Below are 19,314 nucleotides of genomic sequence, written 5' to 3' on the forward strand. Positions count from 1 at the left end.
CACCACGGACACCGGCGCCCGCACCGCCGCCCCGATGTCCCTGGCGCTGCTCGGCCTCGGCGTCTTCCTGCTCGTCCTCGCACCCCTGCTGACCTGGTACGTCACGCCACGGGCGAAGGTCACCCCGGTCGACGTCGACGTCACCACCGTCTTCACCGGGACCGGCAGCTACTTCGACACCGACGCCCTGCGCACCAGGGACCGGCAGCGGATCACCCTGACCCGGCACGTACTGGGCGACGTCGCGGCGAGCGAGAAGAGCGGACGGGCGGTGTGGGACGTCTCCACCACGGTCGACACCCCGAAGACGCTGGCCCTGAAGGATCCGCGCCGGGCGTTCCAGTGGACCACCGAGCGCTGGGTCACCGACCGGCGCAGCAACGCCCCGGTGCACTGCTGCGGCGAGGCCCCCACCCGCTTCGACGGCGATGCCTACCTGAAGTTCCCCTTCGATCTGCGGCGGACCGGATACCGCTGGTGGGACAACACGCTGGGCGGCGCGATCCCGCTCCGCTTCGCCGGTGAGCGGCGGGCCGGGGGGCTCGTGCTCTACCGCTTCGCCGGGACCGTGCCGGCCACCAGGACCGGCAGCCGGGAGGTCCCCGGGCGGCTGGTCGGCCGGCCGCGGCAGGGCCAGGTCCAGGCCGAGGAGTGGTACGCCAACTCCGGTGTCGAGCTGGTCGCCGAGCAGCGCACCGGCCGGATCGTGGATGCGGTGATCTCACCGGTCAAGACGCTGCGGGCGCCCGGCGGACGGCACGACGCGGTGACCCTGCTGCGCGGCGAGCGGCTGCGGTTCACGCCGGCGACGCGGCGGGCGCAGCTGCGGCTGGCGGAGGCGGACAGCGGCAAGCTGGCGCTGGTGGGCGAGACGCTGCCGGTGGGCGCCGCGGTGGCGGGCGGGCTGCTGACGGCCGGCGGGGCGCTCTGGGTGGCGCGCGGACGGCGGCGCACGGAGGGCAGGTGACAGGCCGCGGCGGGTGCCGGGCCCCGGCATGAAGTGATGAACCGTCAGTTCAATACGGGCCCGATTTTGTCACCCCGGTGAGTAGCCGCGCCCCGGGGCCCGGCCCAAAACTGTCCACCCCATGGCGCAGCACGGCCGCACGACTCAGCACGCAGTACGTCCCCCACCACCGGTACCGCACCCTGAGACGAGTTGGATCCGCCCATGCCCCCACACGTCCGGCCCGCTTCCCCCGTCCGCCCCGCCCCGCCGCTCGCCCCGACCACGGCCGCCGGTCCCGCCGCCGGCGGCCCGCCCCCGCCCCCCCGCCGGATCGCCTTCCTCGCCCGCCGCGACCTGGGCAATCCGGCTGCCGGCGGCTCCGAGCTGCTGGTGGACCGGATCGCCGAGGGCCTGACCGCGCACGGTCACCAGGTCACCCTGGTGTGCGGCGGGCCCGCGTCCGACCGCACGTACCGGGTGGTGTCCGCGGGCGGCGACGCCGGCCACTTCCTGCGCGCGCCGCGCCACCTGGACCGCCGGGTCGGCGGCTGCGACCTGCTGGTCGAGGTCTGCAACGGCCTGCCGTACCTCGCCCCGCTGTGGCACCACGGACCGACGCTGTGCCTGGTCAACCACGTCCACACGGACCTGTGGCGGATGCGCTACCCGGGGCCGGCCGCCCGGCTGGGCCGCCAACTGGAGCACTGGGCACTGGCCGGGGCGCACCGCCGCAACCTGATGGTCGCGGTCTCCGGCTCGACCGCGGCCGCGCTGCACGATCTGGGCGTGGACCCGGGCCGCATCCGGCTGGTGCACAACGGCGTGGAGGAACCCGGGCCGCTGGTCCCGAAGGCGCCCGAGCCGCTGTTCCTGGCCATGGGCCGGCTCGTCGAGTACAAGCGGATCGATCTGCTGCTGCGGCTGTGGGAGCGGGTCCGGCCGGTGACCGGCGGCCGGCTGGTGATCGTCGGCGACGGGCCGGAACGCGCCCGGCTGACCGCACTGGCCGGGCCCGGCGTCACCTTCACCGGCCGGATCTCCGAACGGCGCAAACACGAACTGCTCTGCTCCGCCTGGCTGTTGCTGCACCCTTCGCTGGTCGAGGGGTGGGGCCTGGTGGTCATGGAGGCGGCCGCCCGGCGCACCCCGGCGCTCGGCTTCGACATCCCCGGACTGCGGGATTCCGTCGAGGACGGCGTCACCGGTCTGCTCGCCCGCGGGGAGAGCGCCTTCGCCGCGCACTGGTGCGCCCTCGCACTGGGTGCGCGGCACCGTACCGCCCTGGGGCTCGCCGCACAGGCGCGCGCCGCCCGCTTCCGGTGGAGCCATACCGTCCGCAGCTTCCGCGCGGTCGCCGCGGAGGCATTCCGCAGCGCGTCCCCCGGGCGGTGAGGCCCGACGTGCGCGATCCCTCACTGCGCCGGTCCTGGGCCCTGTTCCGGGCCTTCCTGCGGGAGCAGGACGATCCCGAGCACTGCTACCGGCTGCTCGCGCGGGACGCCGCCGACCAGGTCGAACGCCATCTTCCGCTGAACGGCGCGGTGGTCGCCGATGTCGGCGGCGGCTGCGGCCACTTCACCGAGGAGTTCCGGCAGCGCGGCGCCCACGGCTACCTCTTCGAGCCCGATCCGGCCGAACTGACCGCCCGCGGCCGGCGGCCCGAGGGCGCGGTGATCGCCGACGGCTATCTGCTGCCGCTCGCCGACGGCGCCGCCGACGTCTGCTTCTCGTCCAACGTCCTGGAACACGTCGCCGACCCGCAGACCTTCCTCAGCGAACTGATCCGGGTCACCCGCCCCGGCGGACTCGTCTACGTCGCCTTCACCAACTGGTTCTCCCCCTGGGGCGGCCACGAGACCGCGCCCTGGCACTACCTGGGCGCCGAGCGGGCCCGCAGCCGCTACCGGCGGCGCACCGGCAGACCGGCCAAACACACCCTGGGCGTCAACCTGTTCGCGGTGCACGTCGGCCGCACCCTGCGCCAGGTGCGGGCCCGGGACGACATCGCGCTGGTCAGCGCACGCTCCCGCTACGCACCGTTCCTCGCCGAGGCCATCCCCCGCCTCCCGGGCATCCGGGAGGTCGCCACCTGGAACCTCCTCCTCATCCTGCGGCGGTTGCCATGACCCAGACCCTCAGGCCCTCCCCGTCCCCGGGGTCGCCCGACGCCGGCGGCCGGACCGCGCCCGTCCCGGCCCCGTCGCCCGGGCGGCCGCGGTCCCGGCGCTGGCTGCTCGCCTTCTGGGTGCTCACCCTGGTCGGCTTCCTCGCGCCCGCGCCGGGCCGGATGACGTTCGAGACGAAGCTGGGGGTCACCACCGACCCCTGGCGGTTCCTCGGTGACCTCGGGCAGTTGTGGCACGACCGGGCCGGCTTCGGCGGCCTCGCCGACCAGTACATCGGCTACGCCATCCCGGCCCTCCCGTATTACGGGCTGACCCACCTCGCCCACCTGCCGGTGTGGCTGGCCGAGCGGCTGTGGATGTCCCTGATCGTCACGGCCGCGTTCTGGGGCGCCCTCCGGCTGGCCGAACGGCTGCGGTTCGGCTCCCCGGCCTCCCGCCTGCTCTCCGCCGCCTGCTACGCGCTGTGGCCCACCTTCACCCTCGTCATCGGCTCCACCTCCGCCGCCGCGCTGCCCGGCGCGGTGCTGCCGTGGGTGCTGCTGCCGCTGACGAACACGCAGGTCAACGCGCGGATCGCGGCCGCCCGTTCGGCGCTGCTGATCCCGTTCATGGGCGGCGTCAACGCGGCCTCGACGCTGGCCTGTCTGCTGCCCGCCGGGCTGTATCTGCTCTCCCGCACCGGGCCGCGCCGGACCCGGCTGCTCGCCTGGTGGCTGCCCGGGGTCGTGCTGGCCACCGCCTGGTGGGTGGTGCCGCTGCTCCTGCTGGGTCTGCACGGCGAGAACTTCATGCCGTTCATCGAGCAGGCCGACACCACCACCGGCACCATGTCCGCCACCGAGATGCTGCGCGGCGCCGGCAACTGGGTCGGCTATCTGAACTTCGGCGAACCGTGGTTGCCGGCCGGCTGGACGCTGACCGCCCGGCCGTACGCGGTGCTCGGCTCGGCACTGGCCGCGGCGCTCGGCCTGGCCGGCCTGGCCCGCCGCGATCTGCCGGAGCGGCGCTGGCTGCTGCTGACCGTGCTGTCCGTCGCGCTGATCACGCTGGCCGGATACGGCGGTGCGCTCGGCGGGCCGCTGCACGGGCTGTGGCAGGACTGGTTGAACGGCTGGCTGCGCCCGTTCCGCAACATCTACAAGTTCACCCCCGGCCTGGCGCTCGCGCTCACCCTGGGCCTCGCGCATCTGCTCGCGGCCGCCGGCGGACGGCACGCCACCACCCGCCGTGCCTCCGCCCGCCACCGGCTGCCGCTGCTGACCGCGCTCCTCGTCCTGCCCGCGCTCGCCCTGCCGTTCCTCACCGGCACCGTCCTCCAACCAGGCGCCTTCACCAAGCTGCCCGCCTACTGGACGCAGACCGCCCAGTGGCTGAAAGCGCACTCCCCGCAGAGCCGCGCCCTGGTGGTGCCCGCCACCGCGCACGGCATCTACACCTGGGGCTCCCCCATCGACGAACCCCTCGACGTCCTGGCCCGATCACCCTGGACGCAACGGGACTTCGTCCCCTTCGGCACCCCCGGCGCCCGGCGCGCCCTGGACGCCGTCGAACAGGCCCTGCTGACCGGCGCCGAGGTCCCCGGCCTGCGCGACTACCTGCACCGGGCCGGACTGCACGACATCGTCGTCCGCAACGACCTCGACCCGGACCAGATCGGCTACGTCCCACCGCAGACCGTCAAAAGCACCCTGGAGGCGTCCGGCTACCGCAAGGCGGCCGCCTTCGGCCCGCTCACCACCGGCGGCCGGATCCCCGCCGAGACCCCGCTGCAGATCCAGGGCCTCTATCCGCGCCAACGCGCCGTCGAGATCTACCGGCCGACCGACACCCCTGCCCCCGGGCCGGTCACCGCCCGGGCCGTCGCGGACACCGCCCAGCTCAGCGGCGGCCCGGAGGCCCTCCTCCAGCTGTCCGCCGACCCCGCGCTGCGCCGCCGGCCCACCGTGCTCACCGGCGACAACCACCCCGGGCTCGGCACCCCACCGCTCCAGCTGACCGCCGACGGACTGCGCCGCGCCGACACCCGCTTCGGACTCGTCAACAGCAACACCTCCTACACGTACACGGCCTCGGAGACCAACCACCCCGACAGCGTGCAGGACCCCGGCCGGCCGCCCCGGCAGATCCTGCCGACCTCGGGCATCGGCCACCAGACCACCGCCGTGCTCCGCGGCGCCGCCTCGGTCACCGCGTCCAGCAGCGGCAACTGGCTGTTCCACCTGCCGCAGTACGACCCGGTCAACGCCTTCGACGGCAATCCCGACACCGCCTGGGCGGAGGGCAGCGCCGGCGACCCGGTCGGCCAATGGATCAAGATCACCTTCACCCGGCGCACCACCCTCCCCGCCACCCTGTCCCTCACCCCGCTCCCCGGGGACGGCCTGCGCGCCGCCCCCACCTCCGTACGGATCGCGACCGACCGCGGCAGCACGGACGCCCCGCTCCGCCCCGACGGAACGAAACAGCAGGTCAAGGCACCCGCCGGGCCGGCGAAATGGCTGAAAGTGACGATCCTCGGCTCACAGACACCGCGCGCCGGACTGTCCGGAGCCGGCTTCGCCGAGATCGGCATACCGGGCGTACAGGTGACCCGACTGCTGCAACTCCCCACCGACGCCCAGGGATCCGACGCCGCCGCCGAGACCATCTCACTGCACCGCGGCAGCGACCCGGGCGGGCTGTCGCCGGTCTCCGCCGAGGTGGGCCTGCACCGCCAGTTCCGCACCGGCTCACCCGCGCCCTACGCGGTCTCCGGCACCGCGCTACCCGTGCCCGGCCCGGAACTCGACCGGCTGCTGGACCGCCTCGCCCCGGAGCAGAAGGACCGGATCACCGCCACCGCCGACTCCACCAGCTTCGGCTTCGGCCGGTCGCTCAGCCCCCGCAACCTCGTCGACGGCGACCTGACCACCGCCTGGATCGCCGGCGACAAACCGACCCTGCACCTGCGCTGGCCGGGCAAGAAGAAGATCGACCGGATCGTGCTGGCCGCGGCCGGCGGGATCTCCACCCGGCCGGAACAGATCCTGATCAACTCCCCCGACGGGGCGGCCACCGCGGGCGTCGACGAGAACGGTCAGGCCCGCTTCGACCCGATCACCACCGACCGCCTCGACCTCACCATCAGCAAGGTGAAGGAACTCACGCTCCACAACCCGGTCGCCGGGCAGCCCCTGCAACTCCCGGTCGGCCTCAGCGAGGTCTACCTCCCGGCCCTGGACACGTACCGCACCCCCCGCCCACCGGCCGGCGCCCGCTTCTCGCTCGGCTGCGGCCAGGGCCCGATGCTCGCCGTCGACGGCGTACTGCACGCGACCAAAGCCTCGGGACACCTCCGCGACCTGACCGAACGGCGCCCCGTCCAGGTGCAGTTGTGCGCCGGTGAGGCGCGCGACGGACGACTGGAACTGGCCGCGGGCCGCCACCGCGTCGAGGCGGGGGACCAGGGACCGCTGGCGCTGACGGACGTGACGCTGGGGAAGGGAACGACGGGCGCGACGTCGGGGAGGGAGCCGACGGGTGCGACGTCGGGGAAGGGGCCGACCGGTGCGACGTCGGAGAGGAGCGGAACGGCCGGTACCCGGGCGGCCGCAGTGGACCGCACGGCCACCGCTCAGGACTGGTCGGGGGACCGGCGTACCGTCCGCATCGGCCCCGGCCAGGCCGTCTATCTGCAGATGTACGAGAACGCCAACGACGGCTGGCAGGCCACCCTCAACGGCCACCGGCTCACCCCGCTACGGGTGGACGGCTGGCAACAAGCCTTCCTCGTACCGGCGGGCGCGGGCGGCACGGTCGAGCTGTCCTACGCACCCGCCGGCCTGTACGACGCGGGGCTCATCGGCGGCGCGGCGGCCGTCGCCCTGCTGGCCGTCTGCGCGCTGGTGCGCCGTGGTACGCCGCAGGCCGCGCCGCCTGCCGAACTCGCTCCGCCCGCACCCTCGTGGGTGCTCGGGGTGGTGGCACTGACCGGGGTGCTGGCGCTGGCGGCCGGGCCGTACGCCGTGCTCGTGCCGCTCCTCGCGCTGGCGGCCCGCTTCCGGCCGACCCTGCTCGGGCCGCTCGCACTGGTGGCGATGGCGGGCGCCGGAGTCATCGCGGCGGTGGGCGCGGGCGAGCCGGTCGCAGCCGGCCGGGGCGCGTTCAGCGGCGCCGCACAGGCGCTGGCGCTGCTGGCACTGACGGCGGCGGTGGTGACGGTGCCGCCGGGCCGGCCGGCGAGGTCCGGGACGTTGCCGGCCCGGCCGGCGGGAGCCGGGGCGTTGCCGTCCCGGCCGGCGGGAACCGGGGCGTTGCCGTCCCGGCCGGCGGGATCCGGGGCGTCGCCGTCCCGGTCGGCGGGAACCGGGGCGTCGCCGTCCCGGCCGGCGGGAACCGGGGCGTTGCCGTCCCGGCCGGCGGGATCCGGGGCGTCGCCGTCCCGGTCGGCGGGAGCCGGGGCGTCGCCGTCCCGCACGTACAGCGAGGCGTCAGACGATGGGGAGGGTTCTGCCCGATGACCGCACTGCATCCGACGGCCGGTGCTCCGGCACCGCACGGGGGTCCCGGCGGCCCCAGTGGGTCCAGTGGGTCCAGTGGGCCCGGTGGGTCAAGTGGGTCCGGTGGGCCCGGTGGGTCCTGTGGGTCCGGTGGGCCCGGTGGGTCCTGTGGGTCCAGGGGGCCCGGTGGGTCCAAGGGAGCCGGTGGGTCCACTGGGTCCGGGAGGCCAAGTGGGACCGGGAGGCCAAGTGGGTCCGATGCCGCCGTCGACCGTCAACCCACCCTCACTCGGGTCCCGTTCCCCGCCGTCGACGAGATCGCCCGGCACTGCCTGGACGACGACGAACCGGAGACCGTGCACATCGAGGTGCATCTGCCCGGACCGGTGGACGCCGCCCGGCTGCGCACCGCGTTCCACCAGGCGCTCACCCGGCATCCGCGCATCCTGATGCGGCAGGCGCCGACACGCTGGTGGCACCGCTCCTACGCCTGGCACCTCACCGCCGGCCCGGACCGGGACCCGGTGGTCGTCCCGCCGCCCGGTCCCGATGCCCTGCTACGGGCGAGGGAACGGGCCCTGACCGACTGCCCGTCACTGGACTGTTCACCGCCCGTACGCCTGGAGATCCTCGGCCCCGCGGTGCCGGGCGGCGGCACCGTACTGCTGCTCACCCTCAACCACACCGCACTGGACGGCCCCGCCTGCCTCCGCGTCCTGGCCACCACGGCGGAGCTCTATGGGGATGCGGGGGCGGGGGCGGGTGCAGGAGTGGGTGGCGGTGAGGGAGCAGAGACGGGTGCAGGTGCGGGTGGCGGTAAGGGAGCAAAGACGGGTGCAGGTGCGGGAGGCGGTGAGGGGACAGGTGCCGGTGTGAGTGCCGGTGTGGGAGGCGCCGGGCGCCCGGCGGACGGGCGTGGCACGGCCCCGACGGGCGGCCAGGACGGCGACCCGGACGGCGGTCGGTCGCGCGGCACCAGGGCCCGCTTCGGCCGGCCCGCCCGGGTCGCCGCCGATCACCAGGACCGCGGCGGGGACAAGGGCTCCGGTCCCGGCTCCGGCAACGGCTCCGGCTCCGGCTCCGGCAACGGCTCCGGCAACGGCATGCTGCTGACCGAGTTGCCGGTACCGGCCCGTCCGCCACGGACCGGCGGCCGGGCGCCGTACACCGTCAACGATCAACTCCTCGTCGCCACCTGCCTGATGGTGGCGCGCTGGAACCGGCTGCACGGCGCCCGCCCGGCACCCGTGGTCATCACCATGCCCATGGACGACCGGCCGCGCGGCGTCGAGATGCCCATCGGCAACGGCACCCGGCTGGTCCCGGTCCGCTTCGGCCCCGAGGAACGCCGGGAGGCGGCACTGCTCACCTCCGGGTCGCCCGACCCGGACGCGGTGGCCCGACTGCTGCGTCGGACCGCCGAACGCACCCGCGTCCTCAAGGCGGCGCCGCCCGGCCCACCGCTCGGCCTCGCCGGGACCGTGCTGACCGCACCGGTACTGCCCGTGGGCGTACGCGGCGCGGTCACCCGTGCCCTGCGCCGCACCGCCGCGCCCTGGACCACCACCACCCTGCTCTCCAACATCGGGCGGCTCCCCTACCCGTTGGACTTCGACGACGCCGGCCGGCCGACCGCGGTGTGGTTCTCCGCACCGGCCCGGATGCCGCGCGGACTCACCGTCACCACCGTCTCGGTCGGCGGCCGCATCCAACTCGCGCTCCGCTGGTCCCACCCCCTGCTCGACGAGGCCGCCGGCGCCCGCCTCGCCACCCTCTTCCGCACCGCCCTCGCCGCCACCGCCTGGCCGGGGACCACGGCGGCCCTTGGGCCCCCTCCCCCTCCCCCTCCCCCAAGCCCACCCACCCCGCCACCACCACCCACGCCCACACCCACACCCACGGCCAGCTCGCCCCCACCCGCCACGCCGCCCTCAGCCCCACCACCGCAGCCTCCGCCACCCGCCCCGCCACTGGCAGCCCCACCTACGCCCAACTCGCCCCCACCCGCCACGCCACCGTCAGCCCCGCTGCCTCCTCCGCCACCCGCCCCGCCGCCCTCAGCCCCACCGCCGCCTCCGCCACCCGCCGCGCCACTGGCAGCCCCACCGCCACCCGCCACGCCGCCGCCCCCGTCCGAGGGCGGCGCCCGGTGAGCCCCCTGAGGCGGGTGAAGCGGGTGAGGCCCGTGAAGTCGGTGAGCCCCGTGAGCCCGATGCGGTACGCCGACGAGACCGCCCCGGTCGGTGCCCCATGAGTCCGGTCCCTGCCCTGCGGGACTTCTACGAAGATCCCGCCGTGCCGGTGGCGTCCGGGGCCGGGCGCAGCCGACGGCAGGCGCGGCTGCTGGCGCACGCCCTGGGCCCCGTACGGGCCGGGGCGCCGGGCGCCACCGTGCTGGACATCGGCTGTGGCGACGGCACCGCGGCCGCCACCGCGGCGGAGGTCCTGGCCGGCCATCGCCTCATCGGCGTCGACTGGTCACAGGACGCGCTGCGCCGCGCCCAGCCCCGCATCCCGTATGTCGTTCGTGGCGAACTCACCGACGGCGGGCTGCCGTTCGCGACCGGCTCCGCCGACGCCGTCCTCTTCAGCGAGGTCGTCGAGCACCTCGTCGACCCCGATGCCGCACTGGACGAGCTGCACCGGGTGCTGCGTCCCGGCGGCCATCTGATGCTGTCCACCCCCAATCTCGCCGCCTGGTACAACCGCGGGCTCCTGCTCGCCGGGGTCCAGCCCGTCTTCTCCGAGGTGAGCATGCGCCGGATCCACGGCCGGCCCGGCACCCAGGTCGTCGGCCATCTGCGTCTCTACACCGCCCGCGCGCTACGCGGATTCCTGGCCGCGTCCGGCTTCGAGGTCGTACGGATCGCCGGTGCGCCGTATCACGACGTACCGCGCCCGCTGCGCCCCCTCGACCGGGCCGCGTGCCACCTCCCGTCGCTGGCCTCCATCCTGCTCGCCCATGCCCGCCGGAGAAGGGAGTAGGGCGATGCCGTGGTGGGGCGTGGCGTCCGCGCTGCTCGCCAACGTCCTGTACAGCACCGGTTTCGTGCTGGAGAAGCGGGCACTGGCGGCGCTGCCCGCACTGAGCATCCGGCAGCCCGCCCGGGTCGTCGGTCACCTCCTGTCCAGTCCGCTGTGGCTGGGCGGTTCGCTCGCGCTGGCCGCCGGGTTCGCCGCCCAACTGGCCGTCTACCGCACCCTGCCGCTCGCCGCCGCGCAGGGCATCTTCGTCTCGGGTCTGGTGTTGTTGCTGCTCCTTTCCTCGGTCGTGCTGGGCGAGCGGACCAGTGGCCGGGAGCGGCAGAGCATCGTGGCGATCCTCGTCGCGCTCGTCCTGGTCGTCGCCTCCCTCCGCGGCGAGGACGCCCGGGCCGTCGCCCGCACCGCCCCACCCGCGACGCTGCTGGTCATCGCCGTACCCTCGCTGGCCGCCGGGCTGCTGCTCTACCGCTCGGCGGAACGGCGGGCCCGGCGCCGCCACCGCCTGCCGACCGCCGGCGTCCCCTACGGGGTGGCCGTCGGCCTGCTCTACGGCGTCAGTTCACTGGCCATCAAGGGCGTCTCCGGCCTGCTGACCACGCATGACGTCCCGGCCGCCGCCGGGCAGTTGTTCCGTTCGCCGTACCCCTACCTCCTGCTCTTCACCGGCGCCGCCGGTCTGGTGCTGTCCCAGACCGCGCTGCAGCGCTGCCGCGCCTCGGTGATCGTCCCTGTCTGCACCACCGTCACCTGTGTCTTCACCGTCGTCTGCGGCACCGTCGCCTTCGGCGAGCCACTGCCCGCCGATCCGCTGCGGCTGGCGCTCCGGCTGGGCGGCACCGCCGTCGCGGTGACCGTCCTGCTCGCCCTGCCCCGCCATGACACACCTTCCGACCCCCGAGCCCCGAGCTCCCTGGCCCCCGGGTCGCCGCCCCAACGGCTCACCCCCCGAGCGCCCAGCCCCGGCCCCGGCGCTCCGCCCCAACCACCCCCCAATTCCCAGGAGTTGAGCCATGAAGCCCGATGACCCGCTGCTCAAGATCCTCGTCTGCCCGCTCGACAAGGGGCCGCTCGCCCTCCTCACCCCCGAGGACGTCCTCTACAACCCCCGGCTGCGCCGCCGCTATCCGGTCCTCGACGGCATCCCCCAGCTCCTGCCCTCCTCCGGCGAACAGGTCACCGACGCCGAACACGCCCGTCTGCTGCGCCGCCTCACGGACCAGGAACCGCGGCCGTGACGCTGGCCGCCCGGCTGGGACCCCGACTGCCGGCCCGGCTGGTGTCGGCGCTGGCCGCCGGGCTCTATCCGCGCTTCGAGCCGGAGCTGCGGCGCCTCGGCGATTTCTGCCCGTCGGGCGGCACGGCCGTCGACGTCGGCGGGTGGTACGGCCCCTGGACCCGGCGGCTGGCCCGGCGCGCGGACCGGGTCGTCACCTTCGAGCCCGTGCCCCACCTCGCCCGCCTCCTGGACGCCGTGACGCCTCCTCATGTCGAGGTGCACTCCGCCGCGGCCACCGACCACACCGGCTGCGCCACCCTCTGGCTGCCCCCGGACGGCCGCGGCGACCGCGGGGTCTCCTCGCTCGTCCGCCGCGACCTGCACACGGCCGCCCTCGACGTACCCTGCCTGCCCCTGGACGCGCTCGGTCTGACGTCCGTCACGCTCATCAAGATCGACGTGGACGGGGCCGAACTGGCCGTGCTGCGCGGCGCAGCACGCACCGTCGAGCGCGAACGCCCGGCGCTCTTCGTGGAGTTGGAGTCCCGCATCCAGCCGCTCCGGCCCGTGCTGGACTGGACGGCGACGCGCGGCTATCGCGGCTGGGTCCTGCCGCACGACCGCTGGCTGCCGCTGGCCGACTTCGATCTGTCCGCCCATCAGTCCCGCACCTCCCACGTCGCCGAACACGGCCTGCTGAGGCGCTCCCTCGCCCCGCACCGCCGCTATGTCAATTCGGTGTTGTTCCTTCCGGACGGCGAGCGCCCCGGACCTCCCGCGGCCCCCGTCGTCCACGACCATGTCCATCATGAACCGCACCACTGACAATGACCCGCCCGCCGGCGCCGGCACCCCCTCCGACCTGCCCGGACCGCTCGCGTTCCAGCTCGTGCTGCTGCGCCGGATGGCCGACCACCACCCCGGCCTGGTCGAGGACGCGCTGCGCGAGCTGGGGGCCTCGCGGGCGCAGATGCGGGAGGCCAACCGTCGCTGGCAGGCGCGGATGCACGCCCCGCGGGCGGGCGGCGTCCAGCCGTACCGGGCGCTGCTGGGCGCCCCCGAGTCCGTCACCCCCCGCCGCATCGGCGATCTGACCTGCGAGGCGCTGCTCTGGCCGGTCCCGCTCTGGCCCGATCTGCGGTTCGAGTTGCTCACCGCCGCCCGGGGCACCGTCTGGAACGCCTGGCTGGTCCGCGCGCCCGGCGCCGCCGCCCCCGAGTTGCGCACCACCGCGGACCTGGCTCCGTGGTCGTGCACGGTCGACGAGGTCGCCCGCGCGTTCCCTCCGGCCCGCCCGATGGAGGGCAGCGCCCCGACCCGCTGGCGCCTGGCCTGCAAGGCCCCCGGGCCCGACGGCGCGCCCCAGGATCTCGTCGCGGAATTCACCTGGGGGCTGTACCAGCGGCGGGTCGACTGAGCGGCCCGCGCGCCCCTCCGCGGTCACCCGTTCGCCCCGTTCCGCCCCTGCCCGTCCCCCGACCGGACGCTCTCGGCGGGCGGAGTTGTGCGGGCGCTCGGAGGATGGCGCACGAGCGGTCCGTGTGATCGGGCCGTATCAGCGGTCCGGTGAACGGGCCGTCCCGAGCCCTTTCGTTCATACCGGCCCACCGGGGAGGAACCACCCATGACCATCAGCCTCGCCCAACTGCGGCGCTGCTCGGCCGCCGTCGACCTCGGTGCGGCCCGGACCCGGGTGTATGTGAAGAACCAGGGGCTGGTGGTCGATGAACCGACCGTCGCCGCCATCAACACCCGCACCGGTGCGCTGCTGGCCGTCGGCGCACAGGCGGAGGTGATGGACGGCCGCACCCCGGACTACATCCGCGTGGTGCGCCCGGTCTCCGGCGGCACCGTCGTCGACATCGACATGGCCCAGCGGCTGCTGCGCACCCTGGTCGGCGACAAGTTGCGCAAGTCCTGGCGCCGCCGGCCCACGATGCGGGCCGCGGTCTGCCTGCCCTACGGGAGTGAGCCGCTGGCGCAGCGGGCCGCGGTCGAGACGCTCACCGGGCTGGGCGCGCGCCGGGTGGAACTGGTCGACACCCTGGTGGCCGCCGCGGTCGGCTCGGGGCTACCGGTGGAGCAGCCGGAGGCGACCATGATCGTGGTGTGCGGGGCGGGAACGACGCAGGTCGCGGTGCTCTCGCTCGGCTCGATCGTGGCCGCGGAGACCGTACCGGTGGGCGGCAACGCCATCGACCACGCGGTGGTCCAGCACCTGCGGCTGCACCACGAACTGATGCTGGCGGGCCAGTCCGTACGCCCGCTGCATCTGATCCTCACCGGTGGCGACGGGCTCACCCCGGGCTCCACCGAGGTGCACGGCCGGGACGTGGTCAGCGGCATGGCGCGCTCGGTGCACGTCGACACCGAGCGGGTACGGGACGCCATCACCACGCCGCTGACCGCGATCCTCGACGGGATCGGTGCCGTACTGCGCCGCTGCCCGCCCGACCTGGTCGCCGACCTCGGCGAGCGCGGCATCGTGCTCGCCGGCGGCAGCGCGCTGATCCCCGGCCTGGAGCCGATGATCCATCAGGCCACCTCGATGCCGGTGCACACCGCGGACCGGCCCGACACCTGCGCGGTGATGGGGCTGGGCGCGATGATCGAGGGCAAGGTGCAGCCGCTGCACCTGGACCCGATGGCGCCGTAGGACGCGTCGTCCGGAAAAGCGGTGAGCGCGCGGAGTTACGGATTACGGGTGTTCCACGCCACCACGGCCGGGCGGTCGTGCTCCGCGCCCAGGACGCCGACCGCACCCGTCTCGAACGTGAACAGCCCGCCCGCGGCGGCCGGCAGGCCGAGCCGGCGGGCGGCCAAGACCCGCAGGAAGTGCGCGTGCGCCACCAGCACCACATCGCCCCGGCCGGCCCGCAGCTCCGGGTCGAGCCGGGCCAGCACCCGGTCGGCGCGCGCCCCGACCTGCTCGGGCGACTCACCGGGGTGCCCGTCGGGGCCGGGGACGACACCGTCGGAGAAGAGGTACCAGCCGGGCCGGCTGCGGTGGATGTCGGCGGTGGCGACGCCCTCGTAGCCGCCGTAGTCCCATTCCCGCAGGTCGGGGTCGATCTGCGGCTGCGGGAGGCCCGCCAGCTCGGCGGTGCGCAGTGCCCGCACCATCGGGCTGGCGTGGACCTGCGCGATCTTCCGGCCCGACAGCAGCGGCCGCAGTGCGCGGGCCTGCTCCTCGCCGACGGCGGTCAGCGGCAGATCGGTCCAACTGGTGTGCCGGCCGTCCCGGCTCCACTCGGTTTCGCCGTGCCGGACCAGAAGTAGCTCGCTCACGAGCCCTGAGCCTACTGGCCCGCCCCGCCCTGTGCCTGCTCGCTCGTCCGGGCCTCCGCGACCGACGCGCGGACCTCGTCCATGTCCAGCGCACGGGCCTGGCCGATCACGTCCTCCAGGGCCGCCTCGGGCAGCGCACCCGGCTGGGCGAACACCGCGATGTTGTCCCGGACGATCATCACCGTCGGGATGGACTGGATCTGGAAGGCCTGCGCGAGCTCGGGCTGCGCCTCCGTGTCGACCTTGGCGAAGACCAGGTCGTCGTGCTTCTCCGAGGAGCGCTCGAAGACCGGGCCGAACTGCTTGCAGGGGCCGCACCACTCGGCCCAGAAGTCGATCAGCACGAAATCGTTCCCGGAGACGATCTCGTCGAAGTTTTCCTTGGTGAGCTCAACGGTGCTCATGTATGTCCCTGCTTCTGTCGAGGATGTGCTGCTGTTCGCACGGTCTCCGGCTGCGGAAACGGGTTCGCCCCGCCACGTATTCCGGACACCGCGACGTTTCCGTACGCCGCGGGCGCGTTCGGTACGCCGCGGGCGCGTTCGGTACGCCGCGGGCGCGTCCGGTACGCCGCGACGTGTTCGTACGCCCCGGCGCATCCGTACGCCGGACCGCCCCGCTCCCCTGCCCACCGACAGCATTCCTAGACATCCCGATCCGCGTGGGAAGACACACGTCGGCGCCCGTCCTCCCCCGTACGCGACGGCCTCATATCCAATACGGCGGCGACGGCACGCCCTCTCCCCCGGAGGTGGCCAGCCCTGCCCCGGCCGGACTGCGCCCCGTCAGCCAGGCCAGCAGATCAGCCGATCGGCCCAGCACGACCGGACCACCGCCACCGCTCCCGACGGCGCGGGCGAACTCCGCGTCCGTCGCCTCGATCCGCAACGCCGACGGCCGCACCGCACCGTCGCCGCCCTGGGCCTCACCCGGGCCCGGGTCCACATCCGCCGCCCGGCGGGCGAGGGCCGCGACGATGTCGTCCAGGATCCAGCGCGCCGTGGCCGCCGGGATGTCCGCGAAGGTGTAGCCGGCGTCCAGATCCGCGTGGTGGATCTCCAATTCGCGCAGCCTGGTCTCCATCAGGCCGGCCGGCGTCCGCGTCTCCCCCGTACGCATCCGCACCCGCGCCTCCCAGGCCGCTTCGGGCAGCGCCCGGAGGGCTGCCGCGAACCGTTCCGCGCTCCCCGTCAGGTCTTCCGCCAGCGCCGCAACCGGGCGGGCCGCTCCGGCCTCGATCTCCGCCGCGCGGGCCGCCATGCTCGGGTACTGCGGAATCGCCGCTCCCGTACGCGCGCCCTCCAGCAGCCGGCAAAGACTGTCGGTGGCCCGCGCGAGATGGGTGAGCACATGCCCCCGGGTCCACGGCGGGATCAGCGTCGCCCCACCGACCTGTTCGTCGGTCAGCCCCGCGACGGTGCCGGTCAGCCGCGCCATGGACGCATCGAGCGCCCCGCGCAACTCCTCCCGCGTCATCCCGGAGTCCCCCGCCGCACGCCCGCCGTCGCCGCTCCTGCTCCCACTCATGGCCATACGCCTGCCCCAGCCTCCCCACAGCATTCCGTTAAGTGGAAACAGAATGCCGCATCCCGAGAGGAGGCTGGAACCAGGCGAGGCAATCACACCCAGCGAACCACCGACCGGCCACCCCTTCGGCAGCTCAGCAGCCCGCCAGGTCAGCAGCCCGGGAGTTCAGCAGCCCGGCAGTTCAGAGGTCCGCCAGTTCAGAAGTCCGGCAGTTCAGCAGCCGACGCTTCACTCTTCACCCACCCTCCTTCGCATAGTCCTTCGCCATACCGCCCGCGAAGTCGTACACCACGACCTGTTCGTCGCCGACCACCCAGGCGTCGTGACCGGCCGGGCAGACGAAGACGTCGCCGGGCCCCACCTCGGTCTCCGCGCCGTCGTTCATCCGCACCCGCAGCCGCCCCTTGACCACCAAGCCGTTGTGGTGAACCTCGCAGCTGTCCGTCCCGGCGATCGGCGCCACCGACTCCGACCAGCGCCAGCCCGGCTCGAACGTGCCCACGGCGAAGTCCAGGCCGGTCAGATGCAGGGCCTCCAGGTGGCCCCGGGGAAAGTCCCGCCGCTCATCGGGCTTGTCGATCGGCTTGACCTCCATCATGAGGACTGCCTCCCTCCGCCCCCTGTCGTTCCCGGATTTCCCCACCCCTTCCATCGTGCGCCCGCACTCGCCCGGACGAAATGTCGCCGTACCGGTGCCGTGGCCCGCAACCGCCCCGCGCGACGGCTAGCATCCGGAACGATTCGCCCGGAACGCCCCACCAGAACCGCCCCGGACCGCCCCACCGGAACCCCGGACCGACCCGTCGGAACCACCCCGGGAGCACCGGAACGGAAGCCCACATTCCGAACCTCCGGGGGCCGCCGAGAACGGAGTCTCCCCCGTGCCCCACCTGCGCGTAGGCGTCGCCATCCTCACCATGGGAAACCGCCCCGCCGAACTCCAGGCACTGCTCGATTCGGTCGCCAAACAGGACCTCGCACCGGCCCACATCGTGGTGGTCGGGAACGGATCGCCGCTGCCGCCCCTGCCGCACGGCGCCGTGGGGATCGAGCTGAGCGAGAACCTCGGCGTCGCCGGCGGCAGAAACGTGGCCCTGGACGAACTTCGCAAGCTCGGGGATGTCGACCTGGTGGTCGACCTCGACGACGACGGCCTGCTGATCAGCCCCGACGTCTTCCGCAGGCTCGCGGAACTGCACGCTGCCGACCCGCAGTTGGGCATCGTCAGCTTCCGCATCGCCGACGAGCGGGGCCGTACGCAGCGCCGGCACGTTCCCCGCCTACGGGTCGGCGACCCCGCGCGCGGCGGCCTGGTCACCACCTTCCTCGGCGGCGGGCACTCCCTCTCCCTGCGCATGCTGGACCGCATCGGCGGCTGGCCGGACGACTTCTTCTACGCGCACGAGGAGACCGACCTCGCCTGGCGGGCCCTGGACGACGGCTGGCACATCCGCTACGCACCGGAGCTCGTGCTGCAGCACCCGTACACGTCACCGACCCGGCACGCCGTCTACCACCGCATGGTCGCCAGGAACCGCGTCTGGCTCGCCAAGCGGCACCTCCCGGCCCTCCTGGTGCCGGTCTACCTCGGCGTATGGGCCGCAGTGACGGCCGTCCGCAGCCGCTCGGCGGCCGGTCTGCGGGCCTGGGCCGCCGGCTTCGCCGAAGGCGTCCGCACCCCCTGCGGCCCGCGCCGCCCGATGCGCTGGCGCACGGTTGGGCGCATGGCCCGCCTCGGCCGCCCCCCGATCATCTGACGCCCTCATCCCTGGCCCTGCAGACGAGCGGAGGCCGCCCCTCCGCCCGGTGGCGGTGAGACGACCTCATGTCATCACCTGCGAAGTGCAGGACCTTCGGCCGGGATTACTGGTGGTCCTCCACGAGGTCCGCGATGACCAGTGCCTTGACCTTTCCCTTGAACTGCCATGCCGGGTCCTGGATGATCTGCTCCCTGGGCCGAAGATTGACGGTCAGCACCACCTCACCGGATTGGTGACCGGTCGGCTGGACCTGGAGATCGACCTCCTCGCCGCCGAATTCATAGTCCTCGACATTGCCGTTGATGTAGGCCTCCAGCTTGAAGGACTTGAGTGCCACGTCGATGACCCGGTTCCCGTTGTCATCCGTCCGAAGCCTGCCGGGGAGATTGACGTCCCTCCGCAGCTCCACGCGATTCCTCGACGGGCTGATGTCCACGTCGAACCGGATCTCCCGAAACACAAGTGTCACGCCATCACCTTCCGCAGGAGCCGGCGAAATCGCCACCCCTGTCGCGACTTTCCCCCACCGGGCCGATCCCGGCGGGGCCGAGCACAAGACCTGGGTAACACGCCGTCGGCGCACACCACTATGACGCACCGCCGAAATCAGCCCCGGGCCTGGCGAATTCCATCTGCCAGATTTCAGCCGCACGCATCCCATTCATCGCCTCACGAAACCCCTGCCACCCATCGCCCGCAGGCGAAACGGAAGCCTGACCGAAGAAACGATTCAGAGGCGATGCAGAAATCCAGGAAATCCTTGACCGATTGCCGTACGGAGGCGGGCCGCCCCCGGCCGCCCATTCGAGCCACCTTGCTTCCACGGCATACCCACAGGTCATCCTGCTCTTGACGTCGCACCGTCCAGAAAAGTAATCCACCGCCGACCCACTCGAAGGCCAGTGCTAGAAATCTCCGGCACGGGGCTGGCCTGATGTGCGCGGAGCCCGATATGGCGCCCGAATTCTCGGGTTGCGGACTTTCA

The 19,314-nt window shown here is 73.8% G+C and carries 17 protein-coding genes; 12 read left to right on the top strand and 5 right to left on the bottom strand.

Going from position 1 to position 19,314, the window contains the following annotated elements; genetic code table 11:
- The first annotated feature begins 34 nt into the window (after positions 1 to 34).
- The 11 genes from AB0E02_RS06560 to AB0E02_RS06610 all read left to right on the top strand — a co-directional run bounded on the left by AB0E02_RS06560 (position 35) and on the right by AB0E02_RS06610 (position 14,410).
- On the top strand, positions 35 to 967 hold the full coding sequence (locus AB0E02_RS06560; RefSeq protein ID WP_362136804.1) for a DUF3068 domain-containing protein: 933 nt from the start codon (positions 35 to 37) through the stop codon (positions 965 to 967).
- A gap of 204 nt (positions 968 to 1,171) precedes the next feature.
- A complete protein-coding gene (locus AB0E02_RS06565; protein ID WP_362136671.1) occupies positions 1,172 to 2,341 on the top strand; it encodes a glycosyltransferase family 4 protein in 1,170 nt (389 codons plus the stop codon).
- An 8-nt stretch (positions 2,342 to 2,349) separates the two neighbouring features.
- Positions 2,350 to 3,075, top strand: coding sequence for a class I SAM-dependent methyltransferase (locus AB0E02_RS06570; RefSeq protein ID WP_362136673.1), 726 nt, complete (start codon positions 2,350 to 2,352; stop codon positions 3,073 to 3,075).
- Positions 3,072 to 7,574, top strand: a complete 4,503-nt coding sequence (locus AB0E02_RS06575) for an alpha-(1->3)-arabinofuranosyltransferase family protein (RefSeq protein ID WP_362136675.1) — start codon at positions 3,072 to 3,074, stop codon at positions 7,572 to 7,574. The genes AB0E02_RS06570 and AB0E02_RS06575 overlap by 4 nt, the downstream gene beginning before the upstream one ends.
- Positions 7,575 to 7,909: 335 nt before the next feature.
- Positions 7,910 to 9,706: a condensation protein gene (locus tag AB0E02_RS06580; RefSeq protein ID WP_362136677.1), complete on the top strand. Its 1,797-nt coding sequence runs from the start codon at positions 7,910 to 7,912 to the stop codon at positions 9,704 to 9,706.
- Positions 9,707 to 9,803: 97 nt separating this feature from the next.
- On the top strand, positions 9,804 to 10,538 hold the full coding sequence (locus AB0E02_RS06585; protein WP_362136679.1) for a class I SAM-dependent methyltransferase: 735 nt from the start codon (positions 9,804 to 9,806) through the stop codon (positions 10,536 to 10,538).
- A 4-nt stretch (positions 10,539 to 10,542) separates the two neighbouring features.
- Positions 10,543 to 11,562 (top strand): DMT family transporter, encoded by a 1,020-nt coding sequence (locus AB0E02_RS06590; RefSeq protein WP_362136681.1) that lies wholly within the window; start codon positions 10,543 to 10,545, stop codon positions 11,560 to 11,562.
- Complete coding sequence (locus tag AB0E02_RS06595; RefSeq protein ID WP_362136683.1) at positions 11,549 to 11,773, top strand: Trm112 family protein; 225 nt, start codon at positions 11,549 to 11,551, stop codon at positions 11,771 to 11,773. Before AB0E02_RS06590 ends, AB0E02_RS06595 begins: the two co-directional genes overlap by 14 nt.
- Entirely contained in the window at positions 11,770 to 12,579 is an 810-nt protein-coding gene (locus AB0E02_RS06600) for an FkbM family methyltransferase (protein WP_362136686.1), read from the top strand. The genes AB0E02_RS06595 and AB0E02_RS06600 overlap by 4 nt, the downstream gene beginning before the upstream one ends.
- A complete protein-coding gene (locus AB0E02_RS06605) occupies positions 12,563 to 13,171 on the top strand; it encodes a hypothetical protein (protein WP_362136688.1) in 609 nt (202 codons plus the stop codon). The genes AB0E02_RS06600 and AB0E02_RS06605 overlap by 17 nt, the downstream gene beginning before the upstream one ends.
- Positions 13,172 to 13,378: 207 nt before the next feature.
- A complete protein-coding gene (locus AB0E02_RS06610; protein ID WP_030814924.1) occupies positions 13,379 to 14,410 on the top strand; it encodes a rod shape-determining protein in 1,032 nt (343 codons plus the stop codon).
- A 35-nt stretch (positions 14,411 to 14,445) separates the two neighbouring features.
- Here AB0E02_RS06610 and AB0E02_RS06615 read toward each other — a convergent pair whose 3' ends face one another.
- The 4 genes from AB0E02_RS06615 to AB0E02_RS06630 form a co-directional block, all read right to left on the bottom strand.
- The gene (locus AB0E02_RS06615) at positions 14,446 to 15,042 is read right to left on the bottom strand and encodes a histidine phosphatase family protein (protein ID WP_362136692.1); all 597 of its coding nucleotides are present in this window, start codon (positions 15,040 to 15,042) and stop codon (positions 14,446 to 14,448) included.
- Positions 15,043 to 15,053: 11 nt separating this feature from the next.
- The gene (trxA, locus tag AB0E02_RS06620) at positions 15,054 to 15,446 is read right to left on the bottom strand and encodes a thioredoxin (RefSeq protein ID WP_362136694.1); all 393 of its coding nucleotides are present in this window, start codon (positions 15,444 to 15,446) and stop codon (positions 15,054 to 15,056) included.
- 304 nt (positions 15,447 to 15,750) lie between these two features.
- Positions 15,751 to 16,569: a maleylpyruvate isomerase family mycothiol-dependent enzyme gene (locus AB0E02_RS06625; RefSeq protein ID WP_362136696.1), complete on the bottom strand. Its 819-nt coding sequence runs from the start codon at positions 16,567 to 16,569 to the stop codon at positions 15,751 to 15,753.
- Positions 16,570 to 16,804: 235 nt separating this feature from the next.
- Entirely contained in the window at positions 16,805 to 17,167 is a 363-nt protein-coding gene (locus AB0E02_RS06630; RefSeq protein WP_362136698.1) for a cupin domain-containing protein, read from the bottom strand.
- 283 nt (positions 17,168 to 17,450) lie between these two features.
- Here AB0E02_RS06630 and AB0E02_RS06635 point away from each other — a divergent pair, with 283 nt between their 5' ends.
- Positions 17,451 to 18,326: a glycosyltransferase family 2 protein gene (locus AB0E02_RS06635; RefSeq protein ID WP_362136700.1), complete on the top strand. Its 876-nt coding sequence runs from the start codon at positions 17,451 to 17,453 to the stop codon at positions 18,324 to 18,326.
- Between the two features lie 106 nt (positions 18,327 to 18,432).
- Here the strand turns inward: AB0E02_RS06635 and AB0E02_RS06640 are convergent, their stop codons facing one another.
- Positions 18,433 to 18,798, bottom strand: coding sequence for a hypothetical protein (locus AB0E02_RS06640; protein WP_362136702.1), 366 nt, complete (start codon positions 18,796 to 18,798; stop codon positions 18,433 to 18,435).
- Positions 18,799 to 19,314 lie beyond the last annotated feature (516 nt).

It is taken from the genome of Streptomyces sp. NPDC048196 (genome assembly GCF_040652715.1).
Taxonomy (GTDB): Bacteria; Actinomycetota; Actinomycetes; order Streptomycetales; family Streptomycetaceae; genus Streptomyces; species Streptomyces siderophoricus.

Bases quoted from the DNA above. Each gene is read 5' to 3' on its own strand.
- AB0E02_RS06595 (WP_362136683.1), top strand. From the start codon at position 11,549: ATGAAGCCCGATGACCCGCTGCTCAAGATCCTCGTCTGCCCGCTCGAC.
- AB0E02_RS06585 (WP_362136679.1), top strand. From the start codon at position 9,804: ATGAGTCCGGTCCCTGCCCTGCGGGACTTCTACGAAGATCCCGCCGTG.
- AB0E02_RS06590 (WP_362136681.1), top strand. From the start codon at position 10,543: ATGCCGTGGTGGGGCGTGGCGTCCGCGCTGCTCGCCAACGTCCTGTAC.
- trxA (WP_362136694.1), bottom strand. From the start codon at position 15,446: ATGAGCACCGTTGAGCTCACCAAGGAAAACTTCGACGAGATCGTCTCC.
- AB0E02_RS06560 (WP_362136804.1), top strand. From the start codon at position 35: ATGTCCCTGGCGCTGCTCGGCCTCGGCGTCTTCCTGCTCGTCCTCGCA.
- AB0E02_RS06605 (WP_362136688.1), top strand. From the start codon at position 12,563: ATGAACCGCACCACTGACAATGACCCGCCCGCCGGCGCCGGCACCCCC.
- AB0E02_RS06625 (WP_362136696.1), bottom strand. From the start codon at position 16,569: ATGAGTGGGAGCAGGAGCGGCGACGGCGGGCGTGCGGCGGGGGACTCC.
- AB0E02_RS06610 (WP_030814924.1), top strand. From the start codon at position 13,379: ATGACCATCAGCCTCGCCCAACTGCGGCGCTGCTCGGCCGCCGTCGAC.
- AB0E02_RS06565 (WP_362136671.1), top strand. From the start codon at position 1,172: ATGCCCCCACACGTCCGGCCCGCTTCCCCCGTCCGCCCCGCCCCGCCG.
- AB0E02_RS06575 (WP_362136675.1), top strand. From the start codon at position 3,072: ATGACCCAGACCCTCAGGCCCTCCCCGTCCCCGGGGTCGCCCGACGCC.
- AB0E02_RS06630 (WP_362136698.1), bottom strand. From the start codon at position 17,167: ATGATGGAGGTCAAGCCGATCGACAAGCCCGATGAGCGGCGGGACTTT.